Genomic DNA, 16,681 nt, shown 5'->3' on the forward strand with positions numbered 1-16,681 from the left:
GGGCGGAGGGGGCTGCGAAGCGCCGTTGGGCGCCGCGGTGCCTGCTGGATGTGGTGTCTTGCCGTTGTTCGACATGGTGTGTGTCTTTCCCCCGTTACCGACGTGATTCGCGCTCGAGCAGATACTGGAGGTGCGCTCCCGCCTGCGCGTAGGCGTCCTGCACCAGGCCTTCGAAACCGTCCTCGCCGAAGACGCTGCGGCACGTGAGCTCCGCGACGTCCAGGAGGAGGGGATAGCTCTTCTCCAGACGCAGGACGCTGTCCGCCATGGCCACGCGGGCGGCCATGTGGACGTGCTCACGGTGCGCGTAGAAGAGGCGCGGGGCCGTGCGGCCGGAGACCCGGAAGACGCCCAGGAGCACGTCCTTGCCGTAGGTCTGCACGAACTTCTGGGCCAGCGGCAGGCGGGGGTCGGTGGCCCTCCACGCGTGGAGCAGTTGTTCGCTCTGCCGCTCCAGGGTCTCGAAGATGATGTATTCGCCTGCGTCGAGCGCCAGTCCCAGCGTCAGCAGCCCCCGCTCCATCTGCGCGTTGGAGACGAACACGAACTTCTGTTGGTCCCGGACGAGGCGCTCCAGCACGTCCAGCGAGGCCTTCAACAGGCTGAGGTGCCCCGAGCCGGTGAGCAGCTCATGCGCGAAGGGATTGCCCTGCCCGATGCGCCACTCCGCCGTCACCTTGTCCACCAGGACGGCCCGCTCGGCGTAGGTGCGGATGCCCCGATGGGCCAGACGGGAGAGGATCTCCCGGTGGCTGACGGTCTTCGAGTTGTGACGGTTCGCGATGTAGTCGATGGCCTCCCTGAGCGGATTGGTGTCCTTCGCCGTCAGGTCCTTCCGGAACAGGCGCTGGGAGAAGGTCCCCGCGCTGCCCTGATAGCCCACGGCCGCGACACCAATCTGGGTGATGCCCAAAGGCAGACTTTCATGGGACACCGATGTGCCGAGCACGGCGACGACGTTGCCGGGAAACAGCAGGCCTTCGTGGATGGTGGCCAGCTCCTTCCCATAGGCCCGGAACACGCCCGACTCTGGAGGGGCGCGGTTGCGTCCCGCGAGCCGTGGCAGCAGCTCCGTGCGGATGACCTGCCGCATGCGGTCTTCCTTCTGGACCGAGGTGGAGACCTCCCGCTGGAACCGGGTCATGATCTCCGTCGGATCCACGCCCGGACTCCACGTCTCCAGGTTCAACGTCTGCGCCAGGTCCTCGCCAAAGGTGGACCGGAACTCCTGGTCACCCAGGAGGTTGGACTCGTCGTCATCAGGGGGAGTCTCGTCAGCCATTGTCACCTTTCGTCATCACCGAAGAAGTCGACTACGGAGAACTCCGGACGCCGACGGCGCTTGCGCAGCATCCGGGCGTAGGTGCGCGCGGCGGCCGTCGGTAGACCGAACACGGTCTCCAGGCGCCGGGGGCCTTCCGTCACGGTCACCTCGTTCAACTCCGCGCGGGCCGCTGTCATGGGCGCGAGGAGCTCCAGGGCCAGGTGGTCCGCCCGTTCTTCCGCCAGCAGCACGGCCCCCGAGTCCACGTCTCCCGCTTCACCGCGGTTCATCAGGTGCACCTGGAGGCCCAGGGGCACGTCGCTGAACCGCGAGTCCATGTACTCGTTGAGCCGGGGCTCCCGTTCGCCGTCGAGCACGGGCAGGATGCCCTCGCCGAAGAAGTCCAGGGCCCGCGTCCTGGGCAGGAGGTGGTCGAGCACGTAGTGCGCCACCTCGTGGGCCAGGGTGAAGCGTTGCTCCGCCTCGGAGTCGTCGCTGTCGAAGAACAGCGCGGCGGCGCCCGCCCTCGCCACCATGCAGCCGTAGAGCCGGCGGTCGGCGCCGCTCAGCTCGGCCGGCAGACCGCGCTGGACGAGCCACTGCCGCACGCCCTCCACCGTCAGGCCCGGCATCCCCACCAGGTCGAGCGGATGGCGCAGCGGGGCCTCCGCCGCGATGTCGCGGGGAAACCCCGGCGGGAAGGAGAGACTGCTCGCCGCCACGGCCTCCACCAGCCATTGCTCGGTCAAGGCTCGAACTCGTCGTCGAAGGGCTCGTCCTCGTCGCGGTCCCGGGCAGCCAACTGCAGCGGGGCCCGCTCGGCTTCCGCCGTGTCCCGCATCGGCCTGCTCAGGGACCGCACGGTCTGGACGCGCCGGAGCACCAGGACGAGCTTCTGGACGTCGACCTCGAAGCGGGCCGCGATGGCGCGGGTCTGCTCCTCGAAGGCCGGGCCCTTCTCCGGCGTCATGCAGAGCGACAGCCACTGGAACACTTCGGGCGTGCACCCCAGCCGCTGGACCAGCGAGTCCTCTGAAAGCTTCTCCAACTCACGGTAGGCATCGAAGGCGTGGCCGAGCATTCCCGCCTCGCTCGTGCTGCGCTCCGCCGCTCGCTTCAACCAATCAGGATTCGTCATCGTGTTCCTCCTCGAAGAGGCGCTTCAGCGCCTTCATGAGGCGGTCCTGGGTGCGCTTCACCTCTCGCCGGAGCTCGAGCTGGGGCAGGTGCATCAATCCCAGCACTTCCGCCAGCCGGTCCGTGGACCGCTCCCCGGCGAACATGAGCCGGAGACAGGCCCGGTCTCTCTCTGAAAAGCCAGCCTGGTTGATCGTCTCCAGAATCAGATGCACCTCCACGCGGGTCTCCATCTCCTTGTTCGGAGCCCCGGCCCAAAGTGCGACAGCACCCCCGAAATCCCTGTTCCGGCGCGTCCTGGAGGTGGAGGCGCGGAAGCGATCCTGGGCCTTTCGCAGGGCAATTCGGCTCAGGTAGGTGCCCAGGTTGCTCTTGTCCGGGTCGTACCGCTGGGGCCTCTGAAGGTACGCGTACACCGCGTCGATGGCGGAGTCGTGCGCGTCGTCATCGTTGCAGCCCGGATTCCCTTTCAACGCCCGGACCATGGGATCCATGAACGTCAGGAAGACGTCCACGGACGCCGTCCTGTCCCCGTTCAAGATCCGTTCGTGAAGGTCACGTCCTTGCGATGGACTGCTCATCCCCCACACCTCACTGACATGCGCACGCCCGCTTTCAGGTTGGCTACGGTCCGTACGGACTTTCGCTACAGGCCTGTAGAGTTCGACGACTGAGCGTCTCCGTCCGAGCCGACAGGTTGGCGAGGTCGAGGATCCGTGTCTCTACCTCGGAGGTGGTACTGCCTTTGGGGACAGGGTCTCGCGTGATCCCCCGGGATCGAAAAAGACCCTGGCCTCCGTGCAAGGAGACCAGGGTCCGTTTCATCCCATTGAGACGTGTTTCAGTGCAGGCCTGGAGGCGGTTCCCCGCGGGCCTTCTTCCACGCATCAATGGCGCGGAGCACTTCATCCCGGAGATCCCGGCCAATCCGTGGATACGCGTCGTCCTCCAGGTTCGCCAATGACACACGGGCCGACCAGGGAGGTCCGTCGAAGCCGCTGCCGTTGAGCAGCACCACGCCGTAGCGCCGGGCCAGCGTGAAGACGAGCTCCAGCGGGTCGTGGTGGTCCTCGATGAAACGGACGAAGTCCTCGCCAATGTGCTCGCGACACCAGGCTTCCAAATCCAGCGTCTGGTAGTAGGCCGTGCGCAGCGGATCCTCGTGCAGCGGAATGCCCATGCCTTCGAAGAGGGCCTGGAGCCGGTCCTGGCAGATGCGCTGGCAGTACTTCTTGTAGACACCGTCCCTGTCCAGCAACGCGAACAGCGAGAACAACGTCATCTGGAGCTGCTGCGGCAGTGACAGGCCCGCAGTGTGGTTCAACGCCACGGCCCGGCTGTCCGCCACCATCCGGTCGATGAACTTCATCCGCCCCGGGTGCGACGTGATGGCGCCATACCGCGCTTCCAGCAACGCACGCTGGGACGAGGGTTGTTTCGCCAGCGCCTCGTCCAGGATGTTGTCCTCGTGGAGCGCCACCGCGCCCAACCGCCAGCCCGTGCAGCCGAAGTGCTTGGAGTACGAGTACACCAGCAGCGTGTTGCGCGGCAGGTCCGCGGCCAGCGAACGGAAGCCGTTGACGAACGTGCCGTAGACATCATCCGTGATGATCAACAGGTCCGGCCGGCGCTTGCGCACCAGGTCCACCAGCTTGTGGACGGACTCCTTCCGCATGGCCACCGCGCCCGGGTTGGACGGGTTGACGACGAAGAACGCCTTGATGCGCGGGTCCTCCAGCTTGCGCAGCTCCGCGTCCGGGTACTGCCAGGTCTGGCGGCCGTCCTTCGAGGTGGCGCTCTGAAGGATGTCCACCGTGCGCAGGCTGAACTCCTCCAGGCGCGGAATCTCCAGGTAGGGTGCGAAGATGGGCGCGCCCAGCGCGATGGTGTCTCCCTTGCGCAGCAGGCCGTTCACCATCAGGGAGTGGAAGAGGTAGGTCATCGCGGCCGTTCCGCCCTCCACCGCGAACAGGTCGAAGCGACCGGAAGGCGGGCGTCCCGCGAACAGCTCCTGCGTCAGGTACTCCTGCACGATGCGCTCGGCGTGCGTGAGCATCCGGTCTGGCACCGGATAGTTGTCTCCGATGGCCGCGTCCGTGAGCTCCCAGACGAACCGGTCCGGGTTGAAGCCCAGCGTCTGTTCCCCGTACGTCAGCGCGCCGCGCAGCAGCTGCACGGCGGGCTCGTCATCGCTCGCCTCCAGGAACTCATGCAGGCGTCTGGCGATGCCCGGGGACCGGGGCATGCCCGCAAGCCCCACCTCGGGGACGTCCCAGGCCCTCCGGCTCTCCGTGAGCGCGAACTGGCCCAGGAGGAAGAACGCCTCGCGCGGCGTGGTGGCAATCCAGTTGGGATTGCCCCGGCCGGCGTTGAGCATCACCGCCTCGCGGGTCTTCACGGCCTCGTCCGCGACCTGGAGGAGCTCGTCCTTCAGCTCGAAGGGGCTGAGCTTGTGGAGCTTGCGTTCGGAAGGGGCTCCCGGGGCCTCGGGCGTCTGCTCGGTCATGGTGTCCTCCTCCATCGTCTGTCCAAAGGGAGCCACTCCCGGGGACGTGGACCATGCGCCACGGGGTGGGGCGGGCGGAGGTGGCGGGCGGTTGGCCGGGCTCGATGAAAAAAGACAACCCGTGAGCGCACTCGGCAGGGCAGCGACGAATGAAAGGTCGGGGCCGGACACACAAGTCCGGCAAGCACCGTGGAAGCGAGACCCGCCATGTCTTCATTGAGTTGCCGTGTCGCCACAGCGCAGTGCGAACTGGATGACGCGCTCCGCATCCGTTACCGGGTTTTTGGCGAGGAGATGCGGATGCTGGGGCCCAAGCGGCCCCGGGCCCCGCGTGAAGCGGATTGCTTCGACACGCTCCGCACCACCTCCCACGTCGTCGTCTACTCGGGCGCGGAGCCGGTGGCGACCGCCCGGCTGCTGACGCCCAACGCGGAGGTGGCGGCCTTCGCGGACACCCTCGTGGGGCTGGACATCGAGAAGAAGCTCGACCTGTCGGAGCTCGTCGCGCCGGGCCGCGTGTTCGCGGAGACCACTCGCTACTGCGTCACCCGGAGCCACCGGAACTCCGCCGTGCTGCGTCTCCAGGCCGGCCTGTACCGCGAGAGCCGCCGACGCGGCGTCACCCACTGGATCGCCGCGGCCAACATGGAGACGGACTCGCAAGAGGAGGCGGACCTCTACTTCCTCGCCGCCGCGCGCCAGGGCTGGGTCAGCGACGGCTTCCGTGTACGGACCCGGGAGTTTCCCCCGCCGCCCGCGGACCCCCTGGCCGCCCGGCTCACCGCGGAGCAGCGCACCCAGGCCCGTGAGGGCCACCTGACCGCCCTGCGCATGCCGTCCGTGCTGTCGCTGTTCGCGGACAAGCTGGGTGCGCGCTTCATCGCGCCGCCGCACTTCGATCCCGCCTTCAACCGCTTCACCGTGCCGCTCGTCGCCGCGCTGGATGACATTCCGCGGCGGACGCTGAAGCTCTTCGAGTCGCTGGACGCCGACGCCGCCTGACCCCAGGCCGGCGCGCTCCTCTCTTCCCCTTCACCCTCAACGCAACACCCACCGGGCCTTCACGGGCCCCTGTCAGGAGACGTGTATGTGCAAGCAGCCCAGGCATGAGCAGACGGCGAAGACGGACTGGCTGGACTCCCTGCGGCACGAGGCGCGGATGCTCGTGCATGAGCTGGACGTGACGCCGGGTGTCCAGCGCCTCTTCGAGGGGCGCATCCGCCAGGACGACTACGTCCACTACCTCATCCAGTCGTACCAGTACGTGCGGTGGAGCGAGGGCTTCTTCACCGAGTCCGGCGAGCGCGTGCACCGCGAGGGCCGCAACCCCGCGCTCGCGGAGCTGCTGTTCCAGAAGGCGCACGAGGAGCGGGGCCATGAACAGTGGTTGCTCAAGGACCTGAAGGCCCTGGGCTGGACGGAGGAGCGCGTGGAGCGCGCGCCCATCTGCACCGCCGTGCGCGCCTACGTGGAGTGGAACCGCTTCACCACGCAGTCGGGCGTGCCCACCGCGTTCCTGGGCACGGCCTACGTGCTGGAATACCTGTCCGTGAACCGGGCCCCGGGCTCCGTGGACCGGCTCATCGCGGAGAGCGGCATCCCCAACATCGACAAGGCCGTCCTCTTCCTCAAGGGCCACGGCGCCGCGGACGGCGACCACGTGGCCGACCTGGAGACGGAGCTGCGCAAGCTCACGTCCCCGGCGGAACAGGCCGCGCTCATCCTCTCCGCCCGCACCACGCGCGCCCTGTTCCCGAAGTTCTTCCGGGAGCCTTGAGCACGCGCGCCCAGGCCTCCTCACCCCGGCTTCTGCCTCCAGGCGGCCTGGTAGAGGAGGTCCGTGCGGCTCTCGATGCCCAGCTTGGGGAAGATGTTGCGCAGGTGCGTCTTCACCGTGTTGAGCGTCAGGCCCAGGTCCTCGGCGATGAGCTCGTTCGTCCAGTTGCGGAGGACCCCCTGGACCACTTCCGCTTCGCGCCTGGAGAGCTTCTGGCGCCAGGGCTCCGGTATCGGAATGGCCCGCGAGCACTCCTGCAACACCAGCCCCCAGGGATGGTGGCCGCGCTGCTCCGGCAGCTCCACGAACGTCACCTTCAGGTCGTGCTTCAGCCCGGAGCGCGTCCAGGTGTCCACGCTCAGGAGCCGATTCATCCCCGGAGTCTGCAGACGCGTCAGGTGCTCGCGCAGCTCCTGGGGCAGGCGTGAGTCATCCGCCTTCATCTCCTCCGGGTACCAGCGCCGCAGGAGCTCCGTCGCTCCCGGGGTCCTCAGCTTCTCGTGCTCCGGTGGATCCATCACGACGCACTCGGCGCCCTGGTGGTGGAAGAGGGCGTCCAGCAGGTCTCCCCGCATCGCCTCGTGCTCGAACATCCGGCAGTTGCGCACCGTGTTCGCCAGGTAGGGCTTCAGGTCCTCCAGCAGGTCCTGTTCCCGTTCGGAGAAGGGCAGGGTCTGCTCCCGGTACAGCGTGAAGCCGCCGTGCCAGTCCTGCCGCAGCTCCAGCAGCACCGCCAGGACGTGTTCCAGAGGGAGTCCCATCTCCCGGCAGCGCAGGTACAGGAGATTGCGCTTCAATTCCTTGCTCGACACCTGGTTCGTGGCGCGCGCGACGCCCACCGTGGCCAGCTCCGGGTAGTGCGCGAAGAGGATGCCCGGGGCCCCCAGCCCCATCCATTCATAGTCCCCGGGCCGCTCCGGCCTGGACACGCACAAGGCCGCGTAGTCGCAGGGCAGGAGCTGCGTGAGGATTCCCTGGGCGCGGGCCAGGACCTCGGTCAAATCCAATGAACTGGAGAGTGCCCGGGTCAGCTCGAGCACGAGCACCTGTTCGTGCGCGGTAAGGTTCATCCCACGGGCCTCCTTCCAACCAGTCCATGCAAGGACTTACAGGCTGGAAAGCCCGGAGGTCTGTCCCCCACAAGGGGTATGGACGGGCTTCACTCACACGAAGCCCGTCCACGTCTGACATTACAGCGTCTGTCGAAGCGGGGCGGACGCTAGTTGCCCGCGCTGCCTTCCACCGGCGGGGTGCCCGTGGTGGGGCTGACGGGGCTGCCCATCTCCTTGTTCTTGTCCCAGGCCGGCGGCGTCACTTCCATCTTCGCCCCCTTGTTGCCCGGGGTGCCGGCGTTCGGGGTGCCCGGCTTCGCCGAGGACGAGTGGTCGCTGGTGCTGTTGCTTCCCTGCTCGGTGGAGCCGGAGCCGCCCACGCCTTCATCGACGCGGTCCGGGTCCACGACGCTGTCGTCATCCGGGGCCAGGACGCCCGACGAGCCCGAGCCGCCCGTGGCCTTGTCCCAGCGCACCGCGCTGTCCTGGGGCGCGTCCGTGGACGGCTCCTGCATGGGCGGCGCCTCGTGGTCGGTGTGGCTCTGCGCGAACGCCTGACCGGAGAAGGCGAGTGTTGCCAGTGCTGCCATCAGGGGGAGCTTCATGGGTGGCGCTCCTTCGAAGAACGTGTGTGCTTCGAAGGTGGCGACCGTCGGGTGGGAAACAAGCGCTTGACGCACCCCCGACCCCCAGCCGCGTCCCCGCTCGCCGGGCGAGCAGGCGCCCGTCAGCCCGTCAGTGCTCGTGGAGGCACCGTCCCCACGGCCCAGGCGGTGAGCTTGCGCAGGAGCTCCGCGCGGTCCTCCGGCACGGAGAAGAGGTGGTCCGCGCGCGGGTAGAAGGCGTACGTGACGCGGCCCTCCAGCTTCAGCGGCGAGAGCATCTCGTAGAACTGGCCCTCGTGATTGAAGGACAGCCCCATGCCTCCGGAGAACACGAAGCACAGGCTGACGCCGCGCTCCATGAGCTGCTTGTAGTCCTGCGTCAGCTGCGAGCGCTCCGGGTACTCGCGCGTGTAGACCTCGTCGGCCTCTCCGGCCTCGCGCAGCTGGGCGGGCAGCTTGCGCTTGCGCAGGAAGCGCGTCCACCGGCGGGGGCTCAGGTAGCGCAGGTGGAAGCGCAGGTGGTAGCCCAGCGTGCGGTAGGTGTAGCCGTCGATGAAGGCCGCGCCCACCACGCGCGGATCCGCCACCGTCACCGCGTGCGCGCTGTCCACGCCGGAGCACAGGCCCATCAGCACGAAGCGCTTCTGGCCCTTCTTCTGCTCCAGGTAGTCGAGCGCCGCGCGCGTCTCCTCGCGGGCACGTTGGAATTCGTCGGCGCCGCCCTCGCGGCGGGGGCGGCTGTCTCCCAGTCCGGACTGGTCGAAGCGCAGCGTGGTGAACCCGCGCCCCGCCAGCTGGCGCGCCAGCTCCACCCACACCCGGTACGGGCCCACATGGTGGTTGAGGCCCACGTTGGACAGCACCACCACGGGCGCTTCCGGCAGGACCTTCGCCGGGTCCGGTTCCGTGAGGATGCCCACGAGGCTCTGCTCGGGGCCGAAGGTACAGATGCGCTCGCGCATCACGCGGCCTCCTTCAGCAGCGTGGTGATGGTCTGCAGGATGCGGTTGGACAAGAGCGCGGACTCCTGGCCGCCCGCGCCCTCCTCGGGCACCAGGTGGTGCTGGAAGGGCAGGCCCGTCTTCTCCAGGTGCTCCTGGAGCCGCTGGTACTCGGGCTTCTGCGCGCTGGCCACCAGGTGCGTGCGCGTTGACGGCCACGCGGGCAGCGCGGCCAGGTCCAGCGAAAGGATGTCGTCGCGCAGGGCGCGGGGGAACGAGAAGCCGAGCAGCTCCTCGCGCACCTCCAGCGGGCTTTCGGGCCGCGGGAAGAGCGTGCGGGTGTCCCGGCGCGCCTGGAGCAGCTCCAGCTCCCGGAGCCAGGCCTCGCCCTCCACCAGGGGCTCCCAGAGCACGAGCGCGGCGGTGGACAGTCCCTCCAATGCGGCGCGCACCGCGAGCGCCGCGCCCAGCCGCAGGCCCACGAGCGCCACGCGCTGCACGCCCGTCACGTCCTGCAACTCATTGACGGCGTTGCGGATGTCCTGGACCCACGTGGCCACCCGGCCTTCGTGGGCCTCGCCGGCCGAGTCCCCCGTGCCGTAGTAGTCGAAGCGGAAGACGTGGAAGCCCTCACGCGCGAGCATTCCGGCCAGCTTCCGGAAGGCCCAGTGCGTCAACATGTACTCCTGCGCGGCGGGGTAGCAGAGCACCACCCCGGTGGAGCGCTCGGCGCCCTGCGCGGGGTGGTGCATGCCAAAGAGCTGTCGTTCGGAGGTGCCGAAGAAACAGGGCGTCACGGTCTGACCATTCTCCTCAAAGGGCCGCTCAGTCCGAGCGCCCCGGCAGTTTCCCCTTCAGCTTATTGAACAAGCGTTGCGCCAGGGGAACAGAAGTCTCCGGGGTGGCAGTCTTTGGCGGCATGACGGGCTGCGTCCTGACTGCGGGCGTGGGAGCTGCCGCCGCGGGCGTCAGCTGCGAGGCCACCTGCTCCAGCGTGTTGAGCAGGAGCGTGCGCGGGTGCAGCTCCTGGTTCAGCTCCTTCTTGACGCGCATAACGACCTGGAAGGACAGGAGCGAGTGCCCGCCGATGTTGAAGAAGTTGTCGTGCACGCCCACCTGCGCGATGCCGAGCACCTCCCGCCAGATGCGCGACAGGTGCTGCTCCGTCGGCGTGCGCGGCGCGACGAAGGCGTCCTCGACGGCGCGCGTGGTGCCCGCCGGAGGCGGCAGGGCCTTGCGGTCCACCTTGCCGTTCGGCGTGAGGGGCAGCGCCTCCATCTCCACGAAGTGCTGCGGCACCATGTACTGCGGCAGCTGCGAACGCAGGTGCTTGCGCAGCTCCGTGTCCGTGTAGGCCTGTCCCGGCTTCGTCACCAGGTACGCGACGAGGCGCCTGTCGCCAGGGCGGTCCTCGCGAACGAGGGCGACGGCCTGGGCCAGGGACGGGTGCGAGGCGAGGGCCGCCTCGACTTCGCCCAGCTCGATGCGGAAGCCGCGCAGCTTCACCTGCGAGTCATTGCGGCCCAGGTACTCGACGGTGCCGTCGGCCAGCCACCGGGCCAAGTCGCCCGTGCGGTACATGCGCTCGCCCGCGCGGAAGGGGTTGGGCAGGAAGCGCTCCTGCGTCAACTCGGGCCGGTGGAGATAGCCGAGCGTCACGCCGTCGCCGCCGATGTACAGCTCGCCCGCGACGCCCACCGGCACGGGGGCCAGGTGCGAGTCGAGGAGGTAGAGCTGGGTGTTGGCGATGGGGCGGCCGATGCGGATGGAGGAGAGCGGAGGCTGCACGCGCCAGGTGGTGGACCAGACGGTGGTCTCCGTGGGGCCGTACATGTTCCACAGGCTGCCGACGCGAGCGAGGAGCGACTCAGCCAGCTCGCGGGGAAGCGCCTCGCCACCGACGAGGGCCTTGAAGCCGGGACGCGGCTGCCAGCCGGCCTCCAGCAGGAGGCGCCAGGTGGAGGGCGTGGCCTGCATGACGGTGACGGCGTTGGCTTCCAGCGCGGCCTTGAGGAGCGCACCGTCGGAGGCCGTGTCACGCGAGGCGAGCACCACCTGGGCGCCGGTGGAGAGGGGCAGCAGCAGCTCCAGCACGGCGATGTCGAAGGAGAGCGTGGTGACGGCCAGCAGCACGTCCTGGGCAGAGAGGCTGGGGGCCTCCTGCATGGTGCCCAGGAAGTTCACCACCGCGCGGTGCGGGACGCGCACGCCCTTGGGCTTGCCCGTCGAACCCGACGTGTAGATGACGTACGCCACGGCCTCGGGCGTGACGGCGGGAGCTTCGGGGGCCGTGTCCGCCTGCGACGTGGTGTCCTCGACGAAGAGCGACTTCGCCGTGGTGGAGGGCAGGGTGCTCTGGAGCGCGCGCTGGGTGAGCACGAGCGAGAGCTGCGCGTCCTCGACCATGAAGGCCAGACGCTCCGGCGGGAAGCCGGGGTCGAGCGGGACGTAACCCGCGCCCGCTTCGAGGATGCCCAGCAGGCCCACCACCATGTCCGGGCCGCGCTCGGTGAAGAGGCCGACGAGGCTTCCGGCGGTGACGCCCTCCTGCTTGAGCGCGTTCGCCACCTGGTGGCTGCGCTGGATCAGCTGCTGGTACGTGAGCGTCACGGCGCCGGAGCGCAGCGCCACCGCGTCGGGCGTGGCCCGGGCCTGCGCGGCCACCAGCGTGTGGACGAAGGCGTTCCGGTCGAACGGCTTCTCGGTGGCGTTCCAGTCCACCAGCACGCGCTGCTTCTCCGACTCGGGAAGCAGCGGCATGCGCGACACCGGCACCTCCGCGTCGGACACCGCGGCGCGCAGCAGCGTGCGGATCTGCTCGAGCATGCGGACGACGGTGTCCCGCTCGAACAGGTCGGTGTTGTAGTCCATGCCGCCGACGATGCCGTTCGCCGTCTCCTTCACCCAGAAGCTCAGGTCCAGCGGCGTCGCGTGCGCGTGCACGTGCACCTGGCCGTAGGTGAGGTCACCCAGGCTGGAGCCTCGGTTGCGCACGTCTTGGAAGGTGAAGAACGTCTGGAACAGCGGCGTGCGGCTCAGGTCGCGCTGCACGCCCAGCTGCTGCATCAGCAGCTCGATGGGCATGTCCTGGTGGCCGAAGGCCTCCATGCACGTGGTGCGCACGCGCTCCAGCAGCTGCCGGAACGTCTGCTCCGGCGCCAGCTGCGTGCGCAGGACGAGCGTGTTGACGAAGAAGCCCAGCAGGTCCTCGACCTCCGGATGCGAGCGGCCCCGGATGGGCGTACCCACGACCAGATCCTCCTGGCCGCTGTAGCGGTGCAGCAGCGTCTTGAAGGCCGTGAGCAGCACCATGTACAGCGTCGCGTTGGACTCGCGGCCCAGCTTCGTGAGGGCGGCCACCTCCGCGCCGGTGAGGACGAAGGGCTCCGTGCCGCCCTTGAGGCTCATCTGCGCGGGGCGTGGCTTGTCCGTGGGGAGCTCCAGCGCGGGCAGGTTCCCGGAGAGCTTCCCCTTCCAGTAGCGCGCCTGCCGCTCCAGCTCCTCGCCCTGGAGCCAGTTGCGGTGCCACTCGGTGAAGTCCGCGTACTGGATGGGCAGGGTGGGGAGCTTGGGCTCCTGGCCCTGGGTGAGCGCGGAGTAGATGACGTCCAGCTCACGCAGGAACACGTCGAACGACCACCCATCCCAGATGAGGTGATGGGGCATGAAGAAGAGGACGTGCTCGTTGGCGCCCAGCCGGAACAGCGTCAGCCGGAACAGCGGCGCGGCGGTGATGGGGATGGACTCGTCCGCCATCGCCTGGAGGCGGCGCAGCAGGTCCTCCTCACGCGTGTGGGCGGGGACGGGCTCCAGGTCCACCGGCTCCAGCTCCACCGTCAGGGACGGGGCCACGTGCTGCACCGGCGTGCCTTCGTCCCACCGCACGAAGGTGCGCAGCGACGACTGGCGCTCCATCAGCTTGTTGAAGCTGAAGCGCAGCGCGCCCACGTCCAGCGCGCCGTGGAGGCGGAACGCGGAGGGCAGGTTGTAGACGGCCGTGCCCGGGTTGAGCTGCTCCAGGAACCACAGCCGCTGCTGCATCAGGGACAGCGGCGCGGGCGCGGTGCCGGCGCGGGCGGAGATGCGCTGCGCGGGGCTGGTGGCCCCGTCGTCGCCGCGCACCAGCCGGGCCAGCTTCTCCACGGTGGGCGCTTCGAACATGCGGCGCAGCGTGAGGCTGACGTCCAGGTCGCGGCTCGCGCGCGTGAGGGCCTGCGACGCCAGCAGCGAGTGGCCGCCCAGACGGAAGAAGTCCGCCGTGACGCTCACCCGGCGCAGTCCCAGCACGTCCGCGAAGATGGCCGCGAGCTTCTGCTCCGTCTCATCGCGAGGCGCGACGAACGCGTCCTCCTGCGACTCCACCTGCGGCGAAGGCAGGGCCTTGCGGTCCACCTTGCCGTTCGGCGTGAGCGGCAGCGCGGGCAGGGCCACGAAGTGCTGCGGCACCATGTACTCCGGCAGCCCCTGCTTGAGGTGCGCGCGCAGGGCTTCGTCCGCCGGAATCGTCTGGCCGGGCCGCGCGATGAGGTACGCGACGAGGCGGCGGTCACCGGGGCGGTCCTCGCGAACGAGGGCGACGGCCTGGGCCAGGGACGGGTGCGAGGCGAGGGCCGCCTCGACTTCGCCCAGCTCGATGCGGAAGCCGCGCAGCTTCACCTGCGAGTCATTGCGGCCCAGGTACTCGACGGTGCCGTCGGCCAGCCAGCGGGCCAAATCGCCCGTGCGGTACATGCGCTCGCCCGCGCGGAAGGGGTTGGGCAGGAAGCGCTCCTGCGTCAACTCGGGCCGGTGGAGATAGCCGAGCGTCACGCCGTCGCCGCCGATGTACAGCTCGCCCGCGACGCCCACCGGCACGGGGGCCAGGTGCGCGTCGAGGAGGTAGAGCTGGGTGTTGGCGATGGGGCGGCCGATGCGGATGGAGGAGAGCGGAGGCTGCACGCGCCAGGTGGTGGACCAGACGGTGGTCTCCGTGGGGCCGTACATGTTCCACAGGCTTCCGACGCGGGCGAGGAGCGACTCAGCCAGCTCGCGGGGAAGGGCCTCGCCACCGACGAGGGCCTTGAAGCCGGGACGCGGCTGCCAGCCGGCCTCCAGCAGGAGGCGCCAGGTGGAGGGCGTGGCCTGCATGACGGTGACGGCGTTGGACTCCAGCGCGGCCTTGAGGAGCGCGCCGTCGGAAGCCGTGTCACGCGAGGCGAGCACCACCTGGGCACCGGTGGTGAGAGGCAGCAGCAGCTCCAGCACGGCGATGTCGAAGGAGAGCGTGGTGACGGCCAGCAGCACGTCCTGGGCAGAGAGGCTGGGGGCCTCCTGCATGGTGCCCAGGAAGTTCACCACCGCGCGGTGCGGGACGCGCACGCCCTTGGGCTTGCCCGTCGAACCCGACGTGTAGATGACGTACGCCACGGCCTCCGGCGTGACGTCCTGCGCAGGCAGCGCGGACTCGGGCTGCGAGGCCGTGTCCTCGATGAGCAGGGGCTTCACGCTCGTGGAGGGCAGGGACGCCACCAGGGCCTGCTGCGTGAGGATGGTGGAGAGCTTCGCGTCCTCGACCATGAAGGCCAGACGCTCCGGCGGGAAGCCGGGGTCGAGCGGGACGTAGCCAGCACCCGCTTCGAGGATGCCCAGCAGGCCCACGACCATGTCCGCGCCGCGATTCGTGAAGAGGCCGACGAGGCTTCCGGCCGCGACGCCCTCCTGCTTCAGCGCGTTCGCCACCTGATGGGCGCGCTGGATCAGCTGCTGGTACGTGAGCGTCACGTCCCCGGAGCGCAGGGCCACCGCGTCCGGCGTGGCCTGGGCCTGGGCGGCCACCAGCGTGTGGACGAAGGCCTGACGGTCGAACGGCTTCTCCGTCGCGTTCCAGTCCACCAGCACGCGCTGCTTCTCAGCGGCGGGCAGCAGCGGCAACCGCGAAACGGGCGCTTCCGCGTCGGCGACCACGCCCCGCAGCAATTCTTCGTAACATGACATCCAGCGGCGAACCGTGGAGCCATCGAAGAGGTCGGTGTTGTACTGGCACTCCAGCACCACGCGGCCATGGGCTTCGGCCGCGTTGATGAAGAGGTCGAAGTTCTCGTAGTGGCGCGGGTTGCTCGCCAGGGTGCAGGTGAGGCCCTGGAACGCCAGCTGCTCGCCCGTGACGGCCTGGTCCACGTTGAACAGCACGTTGACCAGGGGCAGCCGGCTGGGGTCGCGCGGCAGCGCCAGCTGCTTGAGCAGCGTGCCGAACGTGTACTCCTGGTGCTCGTAGGCATCGAGCATCGTGGTGCGCAGCTGCTTGAGCACCTGCGTGAAAGGCGCATCCGCGGCGACGTTGCTGCGCAGGGGCAGCGCGTTCACGCAGTGGCCCACCAGGTCCTTCAGCCCGGCCACGGACTGGCCCGCGGCGGGGATGGCCACCACCACGTCCTCCAGCCCCGTCAGCCGGTGCAGCAGCGCCTTGAAGCCCGCCAGCAGCGTGGTGAAGAAGCTGCCGCCGTGCTTCGCGCCCACGCGCTTGAGCTGCTCCACGAGCGCGGGCTCCAGGACGCAGTCCTCACGCCGGGAGCTGTACGTCTTGGACGGCGGACGGCGCCGGTCCAACGGCAGCTCCAGCACCGGCAGCGAACCGGAGAACTGCTTCAGCCAATAGCGCTCGTGCTCCGCGTACTCCGGCGTCGTGGCCAGCTGGGCCTGCGCGCGGGCGTAATCGCTGAACGTGGGCGCGGGCGACAGCGTGTGCGGGGTGCTCCGCGCGTGCGCCGAATAGAATGTCGCCAGGTCGCGCAGCATCACCGCCATGGACCAGCCGTCGCACACGATGTGGTGCGCGGTCAGCGTCAGCAGGTGCTCTTGCGCGGACAGCCGGGCCAGGCGCGGACGCAGCAGCGGCCCGGACTCCAGGGGCAGCGGCGTCTCCACCTCCTGGGCCACGAGCTCACGGACGCGGGCGTCGCGCTCGGAGGGCGGCAGCGCGTCCAGCGCGAGCACCTCCAGCGGGAAGGGCGTGGTGGCGGCCACGCACAGCGTGAGGCCATCCGCGCTGAACGTGGTGCGCAGCGCTTCGTGCCGCTCGCTCAGGTCCTGGAGCGCGGCGCGCAGGGACTCGACGTTCAGCGGGCCGTGCAGCCGCACGGACATGGACTCGTTGAAGGCGCACGACGCGTCCGGACCCATCTGCACGCCGGTCCACACCTCGCGCTGGGGCTCGGTGGACGGCGCGGTGAGCAGCAGCGCGGGCCCGGCGAACGGGTCGAAATCCTCGGGCAGGTCCTGAATCGGGGTCGCGGGGGTCTTCATCGGGTCTCGCTCAGCTTGACGAACTTGCCGGGCACCGTGGGGTGCGGGACGAACCAGGCAGGGTTGCCCTGCGGATCACGCCCCAGGCGGGCGCCGGGGACGGGGGGCTGGTTGGAAT

General features: G+C 69.3%; 12 protein-coding genes. 2 read left to right on the forward strand and 10 right to left on the reverse strand.

Going from position 1 to position 16,681, the window contains the following annotated elements; genetic code table 11:
- Positions 1-94 precede the first annotated feature (94 nt).
- The 5 genes from D7V77_RS31305 to aspD form a co-directional block, all read right to left on the reverse strand.
- Complete coding sequence (locus tag D7V77_RS31305) at positions 95-1,282, reverse strand: hypothetical protein (protein ID WP_120579952.1); 1,188 nt, start codon at positions 1,280-1,282, stop codon at positions 95-97.
- Between the two features lie 2 nt (positions 1,283-1,284).
- Positions 1,285-2,013 (reverse strand): ImmA/IrrE family metallo-endopeptidase, encoded by a 729-nt coding sequence (locus tag D7V77_RS31310; RefSeq protein WP_120579953.1) that lies wholly within the window; start codon positions 2,011-2,013, stop codon positions 1,285-1,287.
- Positions 2,010-2,402 carry a hypothetical protein gene (locus tag D7V77_RS31315; protein ID WP_126935719.1) on the reverse strand — a complete coding sequence of 131 codons (393 nt, stop codon included), beginning with the start codon at positions 2,400-2,402 and terminating at the stop codon, positions 2,010-2,012. The genes D7V77_RS31310 and D7V77_RS31315 overlap by 4 nt, the downstream gene beginning before the upstream one ends.
- Complete coding sequence (locus tag D7V77_RS31320) at positions 2,389-2,916, reverse strand: RNA polymerase sigma factor (protein WP_158624522.1); 528 nt, start codon at positions 2,914-2,916, stop codon at positions 2,389-2,391. The genes D7V77_RS31315 and D7V77_RS31320 overlap by 14 nt, the downstream gene beginning before the upstream one ends.
- A gap of 326 nt (positions 2,917-3,242) precedes the next feature.
- A complete protein-coding gene (gene aspD, locus D7V77_RS31325; RefSeq protein WP_120579963.1) occupies positions 3,243-4,907 on the reverse strand; it encodes an aspartate 4-decarboxylase in 1,665 nt (554 codons plus the stop codon).
- A 207-nt stretch (positions 4,908-5,114) separates the two neighbouring features.
- Here aspD and D7V77_RS31330 point away from each other — a divergent pair, with 207 nt between their 5' ends.
- Both D7V77_RS31330 and D7V77_RS31335 read left to right on the forward strand, forming a co-directional pair.
- Positions 5,115-5,909, forward strand: a complete 795-nt coding sequence (locus tag D7V77_RS31330; RefSeq protein WP_120579956.1) for a GNAT family N-acetyltransferase — start codon at positions 5,115-5,117, stop codon at positions 5,907-5,909.
- An 85-nt stretch (positions 5,910-5,994) separates the two neighbouring features.
- Positions 5,995-6,684 (forward strand): iron-containing redox enzyme family protein, encoded by a 690-nt coding sequence (locus D7V77_RS31335; protein WP_120579957.1) that lies wholly within the window; start codon positions 5,995-5,997, stop codon positions 6,682-6,684.
- 20 nt (positions 6,685-6,704) lie between these two features.
- Here D7V77_RS31335 and D7V77_RS31340 read toward each other — a convergent pair whose 3' ends face one another.
- The 5 genes from D7V77_RS31340 to D7V77_RS31360 form a co-directional block, all read right to left on the reverse strand.
- The gene (locus tag D7V77_RS31340) at positions 6,705-7,754 is read right to left on the reverse strand and encodes a LuxR C-terminal-related transcriptional regulator (RefSeq protein ID WP_120579958.1); all 1,050 of its coding nucleotides are present in this window, start codon (positions 7,752-7,754) and stop codon (positions 6,705-6,707) included.
- A 149-nt stretch (positions 7,755-7,903) separates the two neighbouring features.
- Entirely contained in the window at positions 7,904-8,341 is a 438-nt protein-coding gene (locus tag D7V77_RS31345; RefSeq protein ID WP_120579959.1) for a hypothetical protein, read from the reverse strand.
- Positions 8,342-8,463: 122 nt separating this feature from the next.
- Complete coding sequence (locus D7V77_RS31350) at positions 8,464-9,303, reverse strand: alpha/beta fold hydrolase (protein WP_120579960.1); 840 nt, start codon at positions 9,301-9,303, stop codon at positions 8,464-8,466.
- Positions 9,303-10,079: an alpha/beta fold hydrolase gene (locus D7V77_RS31355; protein ID WP_120579961.1), complete on the reverse strand. Its 777-nt coding sequence runs from the start codon at positions 10,077-10,079 to the stop codon at positions 9,303-9,305. The genes D7V77_RS31350 and D7V77_RS31355 overlap by 1 nt, the downstream gene beginning before the upstream one ends.
- Positions 10,080-10,107: 28 nt before the next feature.
- Entirely contained in the window at positions 10,108-16,563 is a 6,456-nt protein-coding gene (locus D7V77_RS31360) for a non-ribosomal peptide synthetase (protein WP_120579962.1), read from the reverse strand.
- Positions 16,564-16,681 lie beyond the last annotated feature (118 nt).

The sequence above is a fragment of the Corallococcus sp. CA041A genome (genome assembly GCF_003612075.1).
GTDB classification, from domain to species: Bacteria; Myxococcota; Myxococcia; order Myxococcales; family Myxococcaceae; genus Corallococcus; species Corallococcus exiguus.